The organism is Ferruginibacter yonginensis, from assembly GCF_042651465.1.
GTDB classification, from domain to species: domain Bacteria; phylum Bacteroidota; class Bacteroidia; order Chitinophagales; family Chitinophagaceae; genus Ferruginibacter; species Ferruginibacter yonginensis.
Window position 1 is genome coordinate 314,908 of sequence record NZ_JBHSCZ010000001.1, and the last position, 19,324, is coordinate 334,231.

Consider the following 19,324-nt stretch of genomic DNA (forward strand, 5'->3'; position numbering starts at 1 on the left):
GTAATTGCAATTAAATCAGCACAAAAGTACGCATACGTAACTTGTCGTAGTTGCCGTTTATCAAAAAAATATTGCCTTTAAAGTGATTAACTAACTATGCTTGTGGGATAGCGGTACCTGATTTTTTAAAATTTTCAATAAAATTGATCACCATTTCATTGAAAACTGGTGCTTCGTTAAATAGAAATTGTTGTTGTATAGGCAACGAATAAATGGGTAAATCGGCTAATTCTTTTTCGAATTTTTTTAAACGAACACCATCTTTTTCGGTGGTGATAATCATTTTATTTGTAGATACTATTTTTTGAAAATGCTTTTTAATATCCTTTAAATCGGTACTTGTAAAAATATGATGATCTGCATATTTTATCATATCGTAGCTATGTACCAAGCCTGTAATAAATTCCTTCATAGGTTTTGGGTTGGCTATACCTGTAATTAACAACACATCGCTATTGGTACTAATGCCTACGGTTTGTTTACTAAAAAGATGATAGGGATCACCATAAACAATTTCAGTAAAAAATATTTTTTGATGTGGTAACATCTTCAATTCTTTTTCAATAGCATCTTTTTCAGCGATTGTTAAATCAGGTTTACATTTGGTTACCACAATAATATCCGCTCTTTTGCTACTTAACTTCACATCTCTCAAATCGCCTGCTGGCATCATCAAATCTCTACTGTACAAATTTTTATATTCAGTAAGTAAAATGTTTAAACCTGCTTTTACACTCCGGTGTTGAAAAGCATCGTCTAAAATAATTACATCCGTAAAGGGTTTATCTTGCAGTATTAATGGTATAGCAACCAAACGCTCCTCACCTACTGCAACTGAAATATCAGCAAACTTTTCATGAAACTGCATGGGTTCATCACCAATTTCTAAAGCTGTGGTTCGTTCGTTTGCTAAAGTGTACCCTTTTGTTTTGCGTTTGTAACCCCTACTTAAAGTGGCTACTTGATAATTTTTTTTAAGTACGCTTATTAAATATTCTGCCATGGGTGTTTTACCCGTACCACCTACAGCCAAATTGCCTACACATATTAATGGGAAATTAAAAGAAGCTGATTTGAAAATTTTTTTATCGAACAAATAGTTTCTCACAATAATAATACCTCCATAAATCAATGAAAAGGGAAATAATAAGTATCTAAAACTTTTAAGCAAGTGGTTAATTTTTAAAATGCGTAAATACGATTGGGCGTTATGCAAAAGTCTAACTTTTCATCCAAATAATGAACATCATCAATGATGGCTGGTTCAAAAAAACTGATACCAATTAATATGATATTTTGTTTGCATTGGGCAATAAATTTATCGTAAAAACCCTTGCCATAACCAACCCTGTAGCCTTGTTCATTAAAAGTAAGCAATGGCACCAACATCATATCAATATCAGTAGGTGCTAGTGGTGTACCATCAATAGGTTCATCAATACCATAACTATTCACATCAAAATAAGTATCGGGTTCTACTTCAAAAGCTTGTAAAGTATTGTTGGTAAAATTAGCAACTGGGTAAACCAATCGTGTTGCTGGGTTTTTAAAAATACAATATTCTTCAATTAAAACCGGATTATACTCTGCTAGCTTTTGTATGGGTGCATACGTCATCACCACATCAGGAAAACTAATGGGTAATTGCTGAAACTGTATCAATATTAAATCTTCAAGCTTATCTTTTTTAGCAGCAGTAAGTGCTAATCTTTTCTGTTTGTATAATGTTCGTAAAGCAGCTTTGGTCATACCTACTATTTACTAATACTTAACGTTCGTTCATGCCTTTTACAAAATCACTCACCAAATAGCTGAGTAGTTTACCTACTGTTTCATCTTTACGCCCATCGTTTAAATGACAAGCAGCTTCACAAATATGCAAGTAGGCCACTTTGCTATGACTAGCAGTGTAAGTAATATATTGCCTTGCTTGTAAAGCCGTAATACCTGAAGGAGATGTGGCGCTGCTTAATGTATTTTGAATGGCATCCATATCTAACTCAATGCCAGTGTACGTATCATTGGTGAACTCCACTGCTTGTGCAATGGCTTGTATAAAATTCTTTTTTTCTCTTACAAAAATATCTTCATATGAGGTGTATTGCATAAATACATTCGATTGTACATCTGCCAATACATTTTGTGGGATGTAGTTTTCGTGTAAACCTACCATACTATATTTTCCTAAGTAACCATCTGTTTCAGCATAACGAAATCCGTTACCACTGTGCCTGCCCTCCATGGTTCTATAATCAGTATGTGCATCTAAATTGATACAGTTTAACTGGGCTAAAGGAATGGTATTATTTTTTGATAAACCTTTTGATACACCTTTCAATAATGGGTAAGCGTTGTTATGCCCACCTCCAATTACGATTGGTATTTTGCCCGATGCAGCAATGGTTTTCATTAAATTTTCAACTTCATCATCAATCGTATTTACAGCATGCCTATATGCATCAACTTTTTCAGCATCGTTGTAAGCATTGTTTTCAATAAGGTATTTAATATCGCCAAAATCAAAATGTCCGAGCAACAATACATCTTCACCCGTACAAAAATCGTTGCTTTGAATATTTAAAAAAGATTGTAAAAAAGGTGTCCAAGCTGTATCTGCACCACCAATACCATTATTTGCCTTCACTCCAATATCTTCTGGTATACCTACTAATACATACTTTGCTGGGTTTTGTTGTAACACTTGTGGCCACTCTCCTTTTGATAAATATTGTATACGTTCACCCAATTTGGTTTCAAACTTTCGTTGTTTGGTGAGTGAAATAATATCATGCTTATTTAAAAATTTGAAGTGTTTCATATGTTCAATTTTTTTGATGGAGTTTTTTTATGAATATTAATGTGGTTGTTGCACCCAATTACCTTTTATCATTACTTTATCAATATTATTGCTACTAAAGCTATAAAACAAATAATCAATAGAAGGTATTTTTTTTGTAAAAATTAAATCAGCTCTTTTGCCTATCATAATTGAGCCGGTGATGCTTTCGCATTCCATAGCATACGCACCATTTATGGTAGCAGCGTTTATTACTTCGGCAGGTAACATTTTCATTTGTATGCAACTTAAGGCGGTAACAAAATTCATATTGCCCGATGGTGATGAACCGGGGTTGAAATCTGATGCTAACGTTACAGCAGCCCCAGCATTAATTAATGCCCTAGCAGGTTGATAAGGCATGCGTAAAAAAAACGCAGCAGTGGGCAACAATGTACTGCACCCTTTGTATTGTCCTAATAAAGCAATATCATGATCAGTTAAAGTTTCTAAATGATCGAGAGAGAGGGCATTGTTTGCAATACCTACTTCAATACCACCAATACTGTTTAGCTGGTTTACATGTAGCTTTGGTTTTAAACCAATGGCCAAAGCGGCAGTGCAAATTTGTTGTGTTTCTTCTGGAGAAAAAAAGCCAGTCTCACAAAATACATCTATATAATCTGCTAAGTTTTCTTCTTTAATAATCGGCAACATTTCATGAATGATGCTATCAACATACCCTTGATGATTTTCTTTGTATGATAATGGATAAGTATGTGCACCTAAAAAAGTTGCTTTAATAATAACATCAGTGTGTTGTTGTAATCTTTTGATTACCCTGAGCATCTTTATTTCGGCTTCAACGGTTAAACCATAACCACTTTTTATTTCAATAGCGCCTGTGCCTAAAGCACTTAATTCATGTATTCTCTCAAGGGCTGCTTCAAATAATTCTTCTTCCCTGGTATTGGCTAATTTTTGAGCAGAGTTTAAAATACCCCCACCTTTTGCTGCAATTTCAGCATAACTTAGCCCATTAATTTTATCAACAAATTCATTTTCTCTGCTGCCTGCAAACACAATGTGGGTGTGGCTATCGCACCAACAAGGTAAAATAAATTGTCCATCAACATCTACAATATTATTGGGTAAATTAGGCATATCTTCTTGCAAAGTAGCCATAGCACCAAATGCTTTAATGATACCATCTTCTACCAATAAATAGGCATTGTCAATACACGGCAATGTGGCCAATGCTGCACCCCTCAATAATTGGTTGTGCGTACGTACATTTACCAATGATTGTATGTTTGTAAATAATTGTAATTGGTGCATGTTTTATAGGTTTTTAAAAATGCTGTTACTAAAATCTTCAAGACTAGGATCACGAGCACCCATTAACAATAGCACACAATTTTCGGTAAAATGCGGTTGCATGTGGTTTAATAATGTATTTCTATCTTCAACAAAAAAAGCTTGTTTACCTAATTGTTTTATATCATTAATTAAATCACTGGCAGAAATATCTTTAACTGCTGTGCCTCCTGCATAAAAAATTTCACTCATCCATATTTCATCTGTGGGTCGTAGTACAGCTGCAATTTCATGCACAAAATCATTTCTTAAAAATCGTGTAGGGCCATAGCCATGTGGCTGAAACCAAGCTATAACCTTTGGGGCAATGGGCTGACAAGCACTTATTGATGCTGCACATTTTGCAGGGTTGTGAGCATAATCATCAATTACTGTGATGCCATTTTTTACACCTAACAATTGGTGGCGACGATAAATACCTTCATATTGTTTTAAAGCAGCAGCAGCGCTACTTAAATCAATTCCGATAAGATGCGCTACTGTTGCCGCAGCCAACGCATTTTCCATATTGTGTTTTCCGACTGTATTCAGTGAAAATGGTACGTCATTTATTTTGAATGTAATATGCATACCCGATTGTACTAGGTCTGTGGCTTTATAACCTGCTGTATGCTCATCACTTGAAAAATCATGCTGAATGTTGATCGATAATTTTTTTGCTAATGGATGACTTTGATTGGTAACAAAAAAGCTTGAAGTATTTTGTTGATAGGTACTGAAGATGTTGATGAGTTCATCAATTTCTTGATGGTCTTTATCAATGTTCAACAATAAACCAACTTCAGGATGGTATTTTACAATGGAACCATCGCTTTCATCGGCCTCAATAATTAACCACTCTCCGTTGCCCACCATAGCATTACCAATTTTACCTTGCTGCATAATACGCACCAAACCAGCACCACTAATAATGCTCGGCTCATAACCAGCAAACTGTAAAATTTCGTACAACATGCCACCTGTAGTACTTTTGCCAGATGTGCCCCCTACCGCTATCGTTTTTTTACTAGCAGCTATTAATGCCAATAAATCGCTGCGTTTTATGATGGGTATTTGCAAAGCCAATGCTTGTTGTACTTCTGGTACGGTATCTTCAACAGCTGTGGATACCACTACCAAATCAATACCAGCATTAATACCACTACCATTTTGCTCAAAACAAGTAATACCAGCGGCTATCAGTTTTTGTTGGGTATCTGTTTGTTGATGCGCTGTAAAATAACGATCGCTTCCACTTACTTTTTTACCTATGCCTACTAAATATTGGGCTAAAGCACTCATACCTGTGCCAGCAACACCAATAAAAAAAACATGCTGAAGGTTATTTAATGAAATACTTTGTTGCAAAATGTTGTACTATTTATTGAAGTGCTAATTTACATTTATATTGATGTAATACACTGTTTATTATTTTATTTAATACACATTTTAACGCAAACGAAATACCATGAAAATTTGCCAATGGTTGGTAACAATTATAATCATTTTACAAATGAGTAAGGGTGCTGCTGCTCAAATAAATACAGCCATTATTTCAGTAGGTAGCACACAAAAACCCATAGCTAATGAGGCTGTAGCCACATTTGCTAGTGGCTGTTTTTGGCATACTGAAATTATATTTCAAAGTTTGGTTGGTGTGAGAGATGCAGTGAGTGGTTATGCAGGCGGACAAACCCCTAACCCTTCATACGAAGCGGTTAATAGCGGTAGTACTGGCCATGCAGAGTGTGTGCAAGTATTTTATAATCCGCAACAAATTAGTTTTCAACAATTGGTAAAAGCATATTTTGCTAGTATTGACCCCACCACTTTAAATAGGCAAGGCAATGATATTGGAACACAATACAGAACCATAGTTTTTTATAACAATGATGTTGAAAAAAATAGTATTGTCAACGAAATGAAAATGTTGGTGCAATCAAAAAAATACAACAAACCCATTGTAACTACATTAATGCCCTTTACAACATTTTATGAAGCTGAGCCGTATCACCAAGAGTTTGCTTTTAACAACCCTAACAACCGTTATGTGCAAAGTGTTGCTGTACCTGAGTTACGTAGTTTTATGAAAAACTTTAAAGGTCAATTTAAAGTAAAAATTAAATAGCGATTTGTAGCAGCAACTTATTGTAATCATATTGCTCCTCTTCATGAAAAGTAGCCACTACTTTTTTGATTTTTTTTATTTGACTATTGTATAAATTTAGTAAAGCCGTGTTTTTATACAAATCAATTTTTAGTGCTTTGATGGATGAGCACACATAAATAAGCACATCAGGCGCTGTTGTAGCTACATCACTATATTTAATGTATTTGTTAGCAGTTCTAATTATTTTACGAATGGTTTTTTTCGCAAAATATAATTGGCTAGTATTCACTGTTTCAAATAACTCCGAAAGTAAATTTTTTACATGTGCAACATATTCAGCCTCATTATGCTGTTCATACAATAAGTATGTTAGCAGCTCTTTGTTTTCTTTTTTAAATTTCGATAAACGAATACACAGTTCCAACAGCTCATCTGCTGGCGTTTGTTCCAATGTTTGTTTTATTTCTTTTATAGAAGCAGTCTTCATGGTTGAAAAATAACAATCTTATTGCTTTATTCAATATTTTTAAATCAAATTATTTGTATGAAGCGTTTTAAATTACCATCCCCCATCAGCATTTTAATGGTAGTAATTATTATTGCAGCCATTTGTACTTGGTTAATACCGGCTGGTAAATTTGATACCATTGCTTACAATAGTGATACGAATACATTTATCATCAACCAATCGGGAAAAGACCAAACGGTAGCTTTTACACAAACTGCTTTAGATAGTTTACATATAAAAGTGCCACTGCAAAATTTTAGTAATGGTGGTATTAAAAAGCCATTATCAATACCCGGTACGTATCATACTTTACCAACTAACAAACAAGGTTTTGTAGCGGTATTACAAGCTCCTATAAAAGGCATTTACGACTCGGTTGATATCGTTTTTTTTGTATTATTTATTGGTGCTTTTATGCAAATATTTAACCAATCGGGTGCTATGGAAAAAGGCTTAGCTTCATTATCATATACCATGAAAGGTAGAGAAGCTTGGTTGATAATTATACTCACTTTTTTATTTGCATTTGCAGGTGCTTCATACGGTATGGCAGAAGAAGGGTTGGTTTTTTATGCTATTTTGGTACCTATTTTTTTAACGGCTGGGTACGATTTAATAGTGCCAGTTGCCGTAATTTTTGGCGGTACGCAGTTGGGTACACTGGCTTCATTTACCAATCCTTTTTCAACCATTATTGCTTCAAATGCAGCAGGAATTAATTGGACCGATGGCCTTGCTGAACGTACCATTATGTTTGTGGTTACCACGGTCGTTTTTATCGCATATGTAATTCGTTATGCTAATAAGATTAAAAAAGATCCTACACAATCGTGGGTTTATAAAATTGATGGACCTACTGCACATTCATTTCAAAAAATGGATGTAACATCCACTGCACCTGCTTCCCTCGGTATAAAAAATAGTATGTTATTGTTGTTGTTTTTAGCAACTTTTTTAGGCATGATTGCAGGAGTTATTTGGTTTGATTGGTGGTTGAAAGAAATGACGGCTTTGTTCTTTTTATCAGCTATCATCGTTGCCATTATTTTAAAAATGAAGGAAACAGCTGTTATTAAAAATTTTATTGAAGGGGCACAATCTTTATTAAGTGTTGCTTTAATAATTGGGGTGGCAAGAGGCGTTACAACTGTTTTGAATGAAGGTAATATTAGCGATACCATTGTTCAATATGCATCGAATGCTATTAGTGGTATGCCACCTTCATTATTTATTGTGATGATGCTTTTGATGTTTGTAATGTTTACGCTATTTATTTCATCATCATCTGGTATGGCTGTATTAACCATGCCCATTATGGGGGCGTTGGCAGTAGTGGCAAATGTACCTGGTAGAGAAATTGTAAATGCTTATTTATTCGGTATGGGTATTATGGGTTTTATTACACCTACTGGTTTAATTTTACCCTCCTTGGCATTGGTGAATGTAAGTATTAAAGCATGGTTTAAGTTTATTACACCTGTATTGCTTATTTTAATTACGCTTTGTATAATTTGTTTATTAGTGGGTATTCACTGGCGGTAAAGTAGAACTTTCTTCTGTATAACTAATTACATTTTTTAAAATATCTGATGATATATTGTAGATGTAGGTAAACTGATCAACAATTGATTTGGTATCTATAAACTGTTTTTTTGTGGCTGTTTCTAATTGTCCGGTGGCAATTTCTACTTTTCGTTTTTCAATAATGTCATTCATTTCTTGTTTTAAAAATGATACAACACTATTATCAGGTGGTAATGGGTGGTAAGGTATTTCGTGTAACAAACTAATGGCTTGTTGTAACTGATTGTTGGTTTTATCAATAACAGGTAAAAAAGCGTCTGATTTAAAACTATTTTTTTGTTCGCTAATATAAAAGGCTAGTGCCGAAAAGTGAGAGGTTAAAATATGATTGAGCACCACAAAACGATAAATATATTCAGTATTTTTTTGATAGCGTTTGGGCTCCGAAAGCATCCTGTTAAATGCATCTGAAACATTGGCAAGTGCTGTTAATGCATATTGTCTTGCTTTTTTAAGTGTTTCTTTTGGTACTTCATTTTCAGCAACAAATTGGCTGGCTAATAACGTAAAGTAATCTATATTTTTTTGTAACGATAACTCCATGTAATGCTTTATAGTAGTATGCTCCCAAACTGGTACAAAAAATAAACTTGATATAAAAACAATAGCAGAACCAATGGTTGTATCAATTAAACGATCGGTTAATAACACGGTAATATTTGCAGGATAAATAAGGTGAAAAAATATTACCAAGTAGGGCGTCATTAATAACACACTTAAAAAATAATTGGTTCTTAAAAACATGTAACATCCTGCCATTAATACTATCATAATGGCCATTAAAGCCATGTTATTTTTGATAAGAAATAAAATAGCAACGCCTAAAACAAGTCCTACAATAGTTCCAATTAACCTGTCTTTATTTCTAGTTTTGGTAAGACTATAAGCTGGTTTTAAAATAACGATAATGGTTAGCAAAATCCAATAACTATGGCCAATATTAAAAAACAATGAAATTATATAACCAAGTAATAATGAAAATGCCACCCTTAGCGAATGCCTAAAAATATTTGATTTTAAATTGAGGTTATTCAAGAACAGTGTAGGGTCAATATTTTGGGCCTCATTAAATTTTTGTAAATCAAGACCAATGGCTGGTTCATTGCGTTGGCTTTTTTCGTAACGTGTGTAATAATGTAAACTGCTTATTTTTTCTGTTAATCCTTTTATGTTATTAAAAATGCGGCCTAACCCTATAAAGTCATTGAGATTATTAGCCGTCATAAAATTTTGACGCAATGCTTCAAACTTCTCCTTAATCAATATTAAGTTTTGTGTATTTTGATCTGTTTGTACCGAGGCATTACCAGCACCAATGGCCAAGCCTATTTCATGCAACTCATCTGCTAAATATATTAATTGTTCTCTATATGCATCTAATATACCCGTTTCATCAAAGCGTTGGTGCAACACTTCATATTGTTGATAGGTCGACATAATACTTTCAAACAAATCAGCAACATCTATATAAATTTTGAGTAAACTTCTCCCCGCCTTTGTGGAATTTTGGGTAATAGCTCTTGTTTTAAACAATATTTCATTTAAAGTAGCTTGTTGTGTTTGTATTGCAACTTGTTGTTGCAACAATGATTTATATGTGGCTTCATAGTCGGGATGGTCATTATAAAACGAAGCCCGTGTTTTTAAATATGCTGCAACCCCTGTTATAAACTCACCCGATAATTGTTGAATTATTTTATACGGCTTTAATGTATGTAGCAGTAAACTAAACACCAAATACCATACACCTCCCACCAACAAATACATAGCATGTTCATAAATAGCTGCACCTTTTAGTGGGTTTTGCATACACAATACCATAATGAGCAAAGCCGATAAACCAATAGATGATACCCTTGCATTGTAAATAGCTAACATCGAAAAAATAAAACCGAAAACACTGATAAGTATACCCGTAGTTATTTGATGTTGCAACGCCCAATAGGTAATGATGGCGGTTGCTACTACAACAGCATTACAATATAACATACCGTTGAGGCGGTGGCGAACCGGGCCCACACTATCTGTAACACTAATACACAAAGCGCCTGTTGAAATGATGATACCAATGGGTAATTGATCAAAATACCCTAATAAAAACGCAGGTAATGCAATACCAACGGTCATTCTAATACCTTCACTAAAGTATCGCCCATTGATAAAATTAGTATATGCTTTCAGAGAAATCAATCAATACAATTTGAAAATAAATGTACACATCATTTCAATAGTATTATTAATTAATTAAAGGCAATTACAAAGTTTGGCACAGTTTTTTGAAAGTGTATAGTAATTAAATGAAATGATTATGAAAAAGATAGGATTAATAGTAATGGCTGCAATTACGTTTACGGCTTGTAACAGTAAAAAAGATTTACAATCAGATAAAAATATTGTGATTTTAACAGATACATCAAAAGCTGCAAACAGTTACTTGTCTGATACTGGTGTTTCAAAAATGCCAGTAGTAGCAACACCTGCGCCAAGAGCTACTTCAAATAGTACTACAAGAACCACTCGTTCAACAAGAACGACCCAATCTACTTCAAACTCAGGTGGAGGTTCAAGCAATACAGGTAACAGCACAGCAAGTACAGGTACTACTTCAACAGCAAAAAAAGGTTGGAGCCAAGGTGCTAAAGGTGCCGTAATTGGTGGTGTTGGTGGTGCAGTTGCTGGTGCAATTATTGGTAAAGGTAAAGGTGCCGTAATTGGTGGTGCAGTAGGTGCAGCAGGTGGTTATATCATTGGTCGCCAACAAGATAAAAAAAGTGGTAGGGTTCAATAAAATAATTTTCCATTTTCTCTATATTAAATACAACAAAAGCCATTTCTTTGTATAAGTAATGGTTTTTTTATTTATAAAATTTGAACAATGTCAGCATGTAACTTCACCATTCCGTTCACAAAATCAGCTACGGAAATTTTAGAAAAAGCAAAAAAAACAGTTGAATCACAAGGTGGTACTTTTGAAGGCGATACCACAAAAGGAAATTTTGATGTGAGTATTTTTGGTAATACTATTAAAGGATCATACACGGTAAATGGTGCAGAACTTAATATTGATATTATTGATAAGCCATTTTTAGTGCCTTGTAATATGATTGAAAGCTACTTAAGTAGCCAATTAAATTAAAATAAAAACCCTTGTTGATGCAAGGGTTTTTTTATGCCATCTTATTTTAATTTTTTGCATCCATCATTTTCCCCCTACATTTGCAGCAGAAAATGGTTCATCATATTTGTTATGATGATTAAAAGGGAATCCCGTTAAATCCGGGAGCTATCCCCGTAGCTGTAAATTGCACACAGTTGATACTGTACATTTTTTACAAATTTTGCCACTGTTTACAAGTTAAATGGGAAGGCTGTAAAAAATGCAATGAGCCAGAAGACCTGCCAATTTCATCATAAATTCGAAGCTTTCGGGTGAAAGGCTGTAGATGCTTATGTAAGTTGCATTCGCAAATACTTCTTCATGCGTTAGCTGTATTTTAAACAGCTGTATTTGAACCATTTTTTTAAAATAGTATTTTATTGTTTTTTGTTTTGTAACACTGTTACAGCACAAAAACACGACACATTACAAACTGTAACGGTAACTACTGTTAGCAATGTTGCTCCTAGTAATACGGCTACCCCATCTCAAACAATTGTTACCAATAATGCAGCCCAATATAACAGCCTTTCTGTAGCTGATGCGGTAAAATTTTTTACTGGTGTAATTGTGAAAGATTATGGTGGCATTGGTGGTTTAAAAACCATAGCTGTAAGAAGTTTGGGTGCCAACCATACAGGTATTTTGTATGATGGTGTGCCTATTACAAATGCACAAGGTGGACAAATAGATGTTGGTAAATTCTCATTAGATAATATTGAACAAATTACATTGGATAATGCTGCCCCACAGGCATTGTTGAATACGGCATCGGCTTATGCGTATGCTGCTGTATTGTCTTTAAAAACTAGTAACAACATCTTACCTAAAAATGAAAAATTAGCTACCAAACTTTCATTGCAACAAGGTTCGTTTGGACACATCTCCCCTTCTTTAACAATAAAAAAAGCCATTACACCAAAATTACAGATGGCTTTGCAAACTCAATGGCAGCAAGCAAATGGTGCTTACAAGTTCAAATCATACGACAATAGCGGCGCTACTGAAAAACGAATCAATTCCGATGTTGAAAACGTAAAAATAGAATATGATGCTGCTTTAGTATTGAATGATACCAATGCCATTAAACTAAAAGCCTTCTATTATCGGTCAGATAGAGGGTTACCCGGTGCTGTTATATTTTTTAATAATACGAGTAACCAACGCTTGAAAGATGATAATTTCTTTGTGCAAACATCTTGGAAAAAAGCAATTCAAAAAAGCTGGTACGTACTATTGCAATCAAAATATGCAGCCGATAAAAACTACTATGTAGATAACAATTACTTTAATGCAGCAAGAAAATTAGTGAACGATTTTCGATTGAAAGAATGGTTTGCCTCGGCTGTATTGCAATACAAATGGAATGAAAAATGGATGGCTGCTATTGCTAATGATGTATACTACACCACATTACAGCGAAAAGATACATTCGCTATCAATTTCGCAACGCCTAAACGTACTACTTATCTTAACAATATTGCACTTCAATATAAATATAATAAATGGCTGGTAAATGGTAATGTGTTGTTTACTTCAATTCACGATAATGTTGCTGCGGCAAAAGCTGGTAACAATGTACAAAAGTTAACGCCAGCAATTGCGGTACGTTACCAACCATTTGCTTCACCTGTTTTAAAAATGAGGGCTTTTTATAAACAAATTTTTAGAGTACCCACATTTAATGATTTGTATTATACCAATATTGGCAATACCAATTTATTACCCGAAAAGGCACAGCAATACAACGTTGGAATTACGTTTGAAAAAAACAATACAAAGTTTTTGAATCATATAGATGTTACTATTGATGGGTATTACAATAAAGTAACTAATAAAATTGTTGCAGCACCAAGGCAAAATTTATTTCAATGGTCAATTCAAAATATAGGGATAGTTGATATTAAGGGGGTTGATGTTGCTGCACATCTACAGAAAAATATTGGTAATAAATGGCAAGTAAATTCGCAAGTGGCTTATACCTTTCAACAAGTGTTAGATGTAACAAACCCTGCTAGTGTATTATACAAAACCATGATACCGTATACGCCTAAACACAGTGTTAGTCTGCATACTACTATACAATACCAACAATGGGCACTGAGTTATAATATGCTTTTTTCATCATACCGATATCGTAATGGTGATCAAACAATAGAGAATTTATTGCAAGGTTATCAAACCAATGATGCCGCAATAAGTTATACCTATTTACATAAAAAAAGTACTACTATAAAATGTATTGCCGAAATCAATAACATTTTTAATATCCATTATGAAATCGTAAAGTTTTATCCTATGCCGCTCAATAATTATCGTTTAACCCTCATTATATCAACAAAAAAATAAAACAAATGATTACTCGTTTTTTCAAAACATCTATTTCTGTTATGGCCAGTGCCCTTTTATTTACTGCTTGTAAAAAAGATACTACTGTAACACCAGCACCCGTTGTATTAGCCCCAGCAACAGGTGCTTATATTTTAAGCGAAGGTGGCTTTGGTGCAAACAATGCTAAGTTGAGCTTTTACAACCTAACCAACAATACAGTAACAGGCGATTTTTACTTACAGCAAAACCCAACTATTACAACTGGTTTAGGCGATGTTGCAAACGATGCTATTATTTATGGTAGTAAAATGTACATTGTACTCAATGGCTCTGGCAGGGTTACAGTGGCAAATGCAAGCAATGCGGTATTTATTAAAAATATCAGTTTTTTAAGTGGCGGTATAAATAAATCGCCACGTTATGCCACTTCAGCAAGAGGTAAAGTTTATGTAACATCATACGATAACACTGTAAGTGTAATTGACACTACATCATTATCAATTGTTAAAACCATTACCGTTGGTGCCAACCCAGAGGGTATTGCTGCAAATGCTAACTTTTTATATGTAGCGAATTCTGGCGGTTTTAATGCAGTACCAGATTCAACTGTATCGGTAATTGATTTAAATACAGAGTTAGAGGTAAAGAAAATAAAAGTAGGTGTTAACCCATACAAAGTAGCAGTAAATACTGCTGGCAATGTATTAGTGAGTGCTTATGGTAACTACAGTAATATTCCAGCTTCCATTTACAGCATCAACGGCACTACCAATGTAGCGGCAACAAATTTAGGTACTGCTTTTCAATACAGTAATGTACGTATAGCTGGTGATATTGCTTATTGCTATAACAATTATGGTGGCGTAGGCACTGCTAAAGTTTACAACACTGTAACAAATACTGTTGTAAGAAATGAATTTATTGCTGATAATACCGTTATTACTACACCTTATGGTTTAAATATTGATGAACAAAATGGTGATGTATATATTGCAGATGCAGGTAATTTTTCTAACGCAGGTACGGTTACATGTTTTACCAGCGTAGGCGTTAAAAAGTTTTCTTTCTCTGTAGCACCAGGCGTAAACCCCAATACTATTTTATTTAAAAGATAATGGTTCATAAGTTGTAATAAAAAAGCGAAGTCCATGCATGACTTCGCTTTTTTATTTGGGCATCTTATTTGTTTAAGTCATCTTTAAATAAACTACAACTATATGAACAATTTATTTAAAGGATTAATAGCTGGTTATGGCGCAAAAAAATTAGGTGGAGGATGTTTCTCTACAATCTTAATTTTTATTATTATTTATTGGGCTTTAGGTACATGTAACAAAGAAAAAGCTCCTGCACCACAAACCACAGGCTATGTATACATACAATCTAACTCAATGTTGTAAGGTATTACAACTTACAAATAATACTATAAGGTTTTAAAAACCTTATAGTATTAAATAATTTATTGGTGGTATTTATTATTTTTTATAAGCCACGAAGCCGTTTGGTAAAATGCAGTAGCCACATTGGCCAAACTATCATTTAATGGTTGTGGCGTTGCTAAACCAGTTGTAAAATCTGGTTGGTATTGCTTTATTTTTTTTACTGGCGATTGTATAATAAGTTGGTTGTTTTGAATAAATCCTAAACCTTGGTAAGTGCTTATATATGCCCTTCTTTTATTAGCAGGTGTATGCAATACATCTTGACCAAAAAACTTTGATGTGTAATTAAACTGCAACAAACCTAGTAAAGTTGGTGCAATATCAATTTGTGCAGTAAGTTGTGAAACCCTTTGTGGTGCTATGTTTGCAGGAGAATAAATGAGCATCGGAATATGATAACCCGTTACTGGTAATTGTACACTACCTGCACTACCAGCACAATGATCGGCCACTATTACAAAAACGGTATTGTTAAACCAAGGCTTACCTGATGCTTCTTTAATAAATTTATTGATGCAATAATCGGTGTATTTTACAGCACCTTCTCTTGTTTGTGATGCAGATGGAATATCTATTCTACCATCAGGATAAGTAAAAGGACGATGGTTTGAAACCGTCATGATATGGGTAAAAAATGGCTTTTGTTGGGCAACATTTTTATCAATGGTTTGTATGGCTAAAGTAAATTCATCCTCATCAGCAACACCCCAAATATTTTGATAGTGTATACCACTTGGTTTAATTGCACTTCTATCAATTACCTCATAACCATTGCCTCCAAAAAAAGCTTGCATATTATCAAAGTAACTATACCCACCATAAATATATTGCGTAGTATACCCTTTGGTTTTAAATACATGCCCCAATGTAAACAAGCTGTCATTATCAGGTCGCTTTACAATGCTTTGTCCGGGTACAGGTGGTAATGCTAATGATAATGCTTCTAAGCCTCTAACCGTTCTTGTGCCCGATGCATAAAGGTTTTCAAAAAACATACTTTTATCAACCAGCGAATCTAAATATGGTGTAATATTTTGGGTGCCGCCTAAATGTTGCATATACGCACCACTTAAACTTTCTACACTAATCAAAACAACGTTTAACTTTTTTTCTGGACCAACACCTTTTATACTTCTTTCAATATTAAATACATCGTTACTTGTGAATGTACTGTTGCTATCGCTCAATTGTTCTCTTACAATTTTGAAAGCTGCTTCATCGGGCATGGTTTTGTAGAACTTGTAAAAATCTAATTCATTGTTTTTAAAGGCTACACCAAACTGATACAATCCATTGCCAGCAAGTTCGTTTGCGTATTCGTTATTGCTGTAACGGTGCCATTTTTCTTGAATTACAAAATAAAATAGCGCTGGTAATACCAATAAAATCAATGCCTTAACAGTACGTACGGTAATGGTTTCACATACATGTACCCATTGTTGTAATAACTTACGTACCAACCATACCCCTGCAAATGCTACTGCTGCTATAATGGGTATTATGATACCTAACGGATACGATTCTTTAATATTACCTACTACTTCATTCGTGTATATCAAATAATCTACCGCAATAAAATTATACCTGGTTGAAAATTCTTCCCAAAAAAACCATTCGCTTATTGCATTAAAAATGATGATGATGAAGGTAATAAGCAACATAAAATACATTAAATATATTCTTATAGTAGCCCTTGTTTTTGTAGTTACAAAACACAACAAAACATACAATGCAAACCTCCAAATTATGTACCCTACAAATAATTGATATACCAGTTTATTAAACTCTTTAGGTACTATGTTGGTAAACAAAACCAAGCCAATTATAATTATAAATGTTGCTATTACAAACGGTTTCCATTTTTTTTGATACATCATATCGTTTTGTAACCATACATATAATACAAAGGGTATACAAACGAATAAAGCTACCGCAACATCATACATTACACCCATAGAAAACGATACAGGGTACTGCCACCATTGCATTTGTGAATGGCTAGCAGTAACAACCATGAGTACCAAACGCAATAAAGCGGCAACTGCCACAAATGCTGTAAATACAATACCTACAGGTAAAAATTTTTTATTGAATAGTTTATGAAACATATTACTTTTTAAAATGAACGACAAAGTGTAATGACTATCTAAAAAAATACGATGCTATTTTAAATAGCATCGTATCATTATTATTTTTCTTAAATATTAAACATTATTTGCAGTAGCTGCTTGCTTTTCTTCTAACCACTTGTTACGACCCCAATTTTTAATAACATGTTTTTCGCTATGGTATGATGAACGTACCAACGGACCACTCTCTACATAGTCTAACCCCAAGCTATATCCAATTTCTCTATATTCAGCAAACTCATCTGGATGTATAAAACGATCAACAGGTAAGTGCTTTTTTGTAGGTTGTAAATATTGACCAATCGTCACTACGTCTACCCCACTATTATTCAAATCTTTTAAAGTTTGTATTACTTCTTCTTTGGTTTCGCCTAAGCCTAGCATGATACCACTTTTTGTACGCATGCCACCTTCTTTTAAAATTTTCAAGGTTTCCATACTTTGCCAATATTTGGCTTGTATGCGTACTTGTTTGGTTAAGCGTTCCGTTGTTTCAATATTATGACTCACTACATCGGGTGCTGCATCAATAATACGTTGGATGTTGTGCTTCTCTGCCTTAAAATCAGGAATCAATGTTTCTAAAGTAGTTGTTGGGTTGAGTGCATACACGGCTTTAATAGTGTTGTACCAAATAATACTACCACCATCTTTCAATTCATCTCTATCAACAGATGTAATAACCGCATGCTTTACTTTCATAAGGTGAATTGCTTCCGCAACACGTTGTGGTTCATCCCAATCAACAGCATCTGGCCTACCTGTTGCCACGGCACAAAATCCGCAGCTACGGGTACAAATATTTCCTAAAATCATAAAGGTGGCTGTGCCTGCACCCCAACATTCGCCCATATTCGGGCAATTACCACTCTCACAAATCGTATGTAATTTATGTGTATCTACTAAATTACGTACATGCTTATATTCTTCACCAATTGGTAGCTTAACCCTTAACCAATCTGGTTTTTTTATCTTTTGCTCTTCATTTACAATTGTCGCACTCATGTATAAAAAATTCAAATAAATGATTCAATATTGCAAAGATACTTATCTATCTCATGCATTACTTTCGCTTTCCAAAAAGGATGGCAACATAGGCTGAAAAAAATACTTTTTCATCTTTATTAAATGCCATTTGAGGAATCGCTTTTGTATAATATTCTAACATTACCCCCACTTCAACAGCACTCACCATTTCGTTGTATTTACCATAATCAAAACGAAGCCCTGATTTTACATAGGCGCCTGGCGTTACTTTTAACTTGCTAAAACCAGTGGTTAAATTAGGGCCACTAATGGGATCATCAAATAAAAATCTTGCAGAATCATCGGCTAATCCTCTAAAAATTCTGGTGCCTGCACTATCATAACCTAATAAATAAGGGCGCAGAAGGCCTAAAGTAACACCTCCACCTACATTGGCACTCAAACTCACCCCATTTTTATTACCCTTGTTGCCTAATAAAAACTGTTGTTGTACACCTAATTTTACAGGATAAAAAAAGTTGATTTTACCGTATATATAAGGACCAGCACCGGTATTATTATTAAATTGTTTTGACTCTTTTGGGTGTTTACGTTCTGTAATTTCAAATTGATACAGCAATGATTTTTTTACAGATTGTGGCCTAGCCCATTCTAAAAATCCACCGTAACCATCTGATGTGAGTTTAACGCCTCCGGCAAATTGTTTTTTATACTTTATAACACCTTCTTCTTCAAGCTTGGCAATGGCATCAATACGCTCTTTGCGCTGCTCTCTCCTTTCTTGTTTGCTTGTTTTGGTTTTATCTTGTGCAGAGGCACTAACCGCTGTAGCTATTATTAATATCGAAAAAAATATTTTCTTCATGTAAACTATTTATCGGAGTAAATTTATGCAAAAATACTTGCTTACTTTACAGTTCGTTGGTAATTAATTAAACTATAAT

The 19,324-nt window shown here is 34.2% G+C and carries 17 protein-coding genes and 1 riboswitch; of the genes, 7 read left to right on the forward strand and 10 right to left on the reverse strand.

Annotated features, from left to right (window positions below; all coding sequences use genetic code 11):
- Window positions 1-94 precede the first annotated feature (94 nt).
- Genes lpxK through ACFOWM_RS01345 form a run of 5 tightly spaced genes read right to left on the reverse strand, consistent with a single transcriptional unit; the run spans window position 95 to window position 5,500 of the window.
- Window positions 95-1,171: a tetraacyldisaccharide 4'-kinase gene (lpxK, locus tag ACFOWM_RS01325; protein WP_379705976.1), complete on the reverse strand. Its 1,077-nt coding sequence runs from the start codon at window positions 1,169-1,171 to the stop codon at window positions 95-97.
- An 11-nt stretch (window positions 1,172-1,182) separates the two neighbouring features.
- Window positions 1,183-1,749, reverse strand: coding sequence for a 5-formyltetrahydrofolate cyclo-ligase (locus tag ACFOWM_RS01330; protein WP_379705979.1), 567 nt, complete (start codon window positions 1,747-1,749; stop codon window positions 1,183-1,185).
- 19 nt (window positions 1,750-1,768) lie between these two features.
- Entirely contained in the window at window positions 1,769-2,818 is a 1,050-nt protein-coding gene (locus ACFOWM_RS01335) for a formimidoylglutamase (RefSeq protein WP_379705982.1), read from the reverse strand.
- Window positions 2,819-2,854: 36 nt separating this feature from the next.
- Window positions 2,855-4,114: an imidazolonepropionase gene (gene hutI / locus ACFOWM_RS01340; RefSeq protein ID WP_379705985.1), complete on the reverse strand. Its 1,260-nt coding sequence runs from the start codon at window positions 4,112-4,114 to the stop codon at window positions 2,855-2,857.
- A 3-nt stretch (window positions 4,115-4,117) separates the two neighbouring features.
- Window positions 4,118-5,500 (reverse strand): UDP-N-acetylmuramate--L-alanine ligase, encoded by a 1,383-nt coding sequence (locus tag ACFOWM_RS01345; RefSeq protein WP_379705988.1) that lies wholly within the window; start codon window positions 5,498-5,500, stop codon window positions 4,118-4,120.
- Window positions 5,501-5,600: 100 nt separating this feature from the next.
- Here ACFOWM_RS01345 and msrA point away from each other — a divergent pair, with 100 nt between their 5' ends.
- The gene (gene msrA / locus ACFOWM_RS01350) at window positions 5,601-6,260 is read left to right on the forward strand and encodes a peptide-methionine (S)-S-oxide reductase MsrA (RefSeq protein WP_379705990.1); all 660 of its coding nucleotides are present in this window, start codon (window positions 5,601-5,603) and stop codon (window positions 6,258-6,260) included.
- Here the strand turns inward: msrA and ACFOWM_RS01355 are convergent.
- Complete coding sequence (locus tag ACFOWM_RS01355) at window positions 6,253-6,729, reverse strand: hypothetical protein (RefSeq protein WP_379705992.1); 477 nt, start codon at window positions 6,727-6,729, stop codon at window positions 6,253-6,255. The two genes, msrA and ACFOWM_RS01355, sit on opposite strands and share 8 nt — an antisense overlap.
- 57 nt (window positions 6,730-6,786) lie before the next feature.
- Between ACFOWM_RS01355 and ACFOWM_RS01360 the strand changes: the two genes are divergently transcribed.
- Entirely contained in the window at window positions 6,787-8,292 is a 1,506-nt protein-coding gene (locus ACFOWM_RS01360) for a YfcC family protein (RefSeq protein ID WP_379705994.1), read from the forward strand.
- Here ACFOWM_RS01360 and ACFOWM_RS01365 read toward each other — a convergent pair.
- On the reverse strand, window positions 8,269-10,524 hold the full coding sequence (locus ACFOWM_RS01365; protein WP_379705997.1) for an FUSC family protein: 2,256 nt from the start codon (window positions 10,522-10,524) through the stop codon (window positions 8,269-8,271). The genes ACFOWM_RS01360 and ACFOWM_RS01365 overlap by 24 nt on opposite strands.
- 118 nt (window positions 10,525-10,642) lie before the next feature.
- On the opposite strand from ACFOWM_RS01365, the gene ACFOWM_RS01370 reads away from it, so the two are divergent.
- The 5 genes from ACFOWM_RS01370 to ACFOWM_RS01390 all read left to right on the forward strand — a co-directional run bounded on the left by ACFOWM_RS01370 (window position 10,643) and on the right by ACFOWM_RS01390 (window position 15,222).
- Complete coding sequence (locus tag ACFOWM_RS01370) at window positions 10,643-11,122, forward strand: YMGG-like glycine zipper-containing protein (RefSeq protein ID WP_379706000.1); 480 nt, start codon at window positions 10,643-10,645, stop codon at window positions 11,120-11,122.
- A gap of 87 nt (window positions 11,123-11,209) precedes the next feature.
- Window positions 11,210-11,470, forward strand: a complete 261-nt coding sequence (locus tag ACFOWM_RS01375) for a hypothetical protein (protein ID WP_379706003.1) — start codon at window positions 11,210-11,212, stop codon at window positions 11,468-11,470.
- Between the two features lie 76 nt (window positions 11,471-11,546).
- Window positions 11,547-11,752: riboswitch (cobalamin riboswitch) on the forward strand.
- Between the two features lie 90 nt (window positions 11,753-11,842).
- Window positions 11,843-13,840: a TonB-dependent receptor gene (locus ACFOWM_RS01380; RefSeq protein ID WP_379706006.1), complete on the forward strand. Its 1,998-nt coding sequence runs from the start codon at window positions 11,843-11,845 to the stop codon at window positions 13,838-13,840.
- Window positions 13,841-13,845: 5 nt separating this feature from the next.
- Entirely contained in the window at window positions 13,846-14,937 is a 1,092-nt protein-coding gene (locus ACFOWM_RS01385) for a DUF5074 domain-containing protein (RefSeq protein WP_379706009.1), read from the forward strand.
- Window positions 14,938-15,039: 102 nt separating this feature from the next.
- Window positions 15,040-15,222 carry a hypothetical protein gene (locus ACFOWM_RS01390; protein ID WP_379706012.1) on the forward strand — a complete coding sequence of 61 codons (183 nt, stop codon included), beginning with the start codon at window positions 15,040-15,042 and terminating at the stop codon, window positions 15,220-15,222.
- A 59-nt stretch (window positions 15,223-15,281) separates the two neighbouring features.
- Here ACFOWM_RS01390 and ACFOWM_RS01395 read toward each other — a convergent pair whose 3' ends face one another.
- The 3 genes from ACFOWM_RS01395 to ACFOWM_RS01405 form a co-directional block, all read right to left on the reverse strand.
- Window positions 15,282-17,372: an LTA synthase family protein gene (locus ACFOWM_RS01395; protein WP_379706015.1), complete on the reverse strand. Its 2,091-nt coding sequence runs from the start codon at window positions 17,370-17,372 to the stop codon at window positions 15,282-15,284.
- A 96-nt stretch (window positions 17,373-17,468) separates the two neighbouring features.
- A complete protein-coding gene (lipA, locus tag ACFOWM_RS01400; RefSeq protein WP_379706016.1) occupies window positions 17,469-18,398 on the reverse strand; it encodes a lipoyl synthase in 930 nt (309 codons plus the stop codon).
- A 58-nt stretch (window positions 18,399-18,456) separates the two neighbouring features.
- Complete coding sequence (locus tag ACFOWM_RS01405) at window positions 18,457-19,245, reverse strand: hypothetical protein (RefSeq protein WP_379706018.1); 789 nt, start codon at window positions 19,243-19,245, stop codon at window positions 18,457-18,459.
- Window positions 19,246-19,324: the final 79 nt, after the last annotated feature.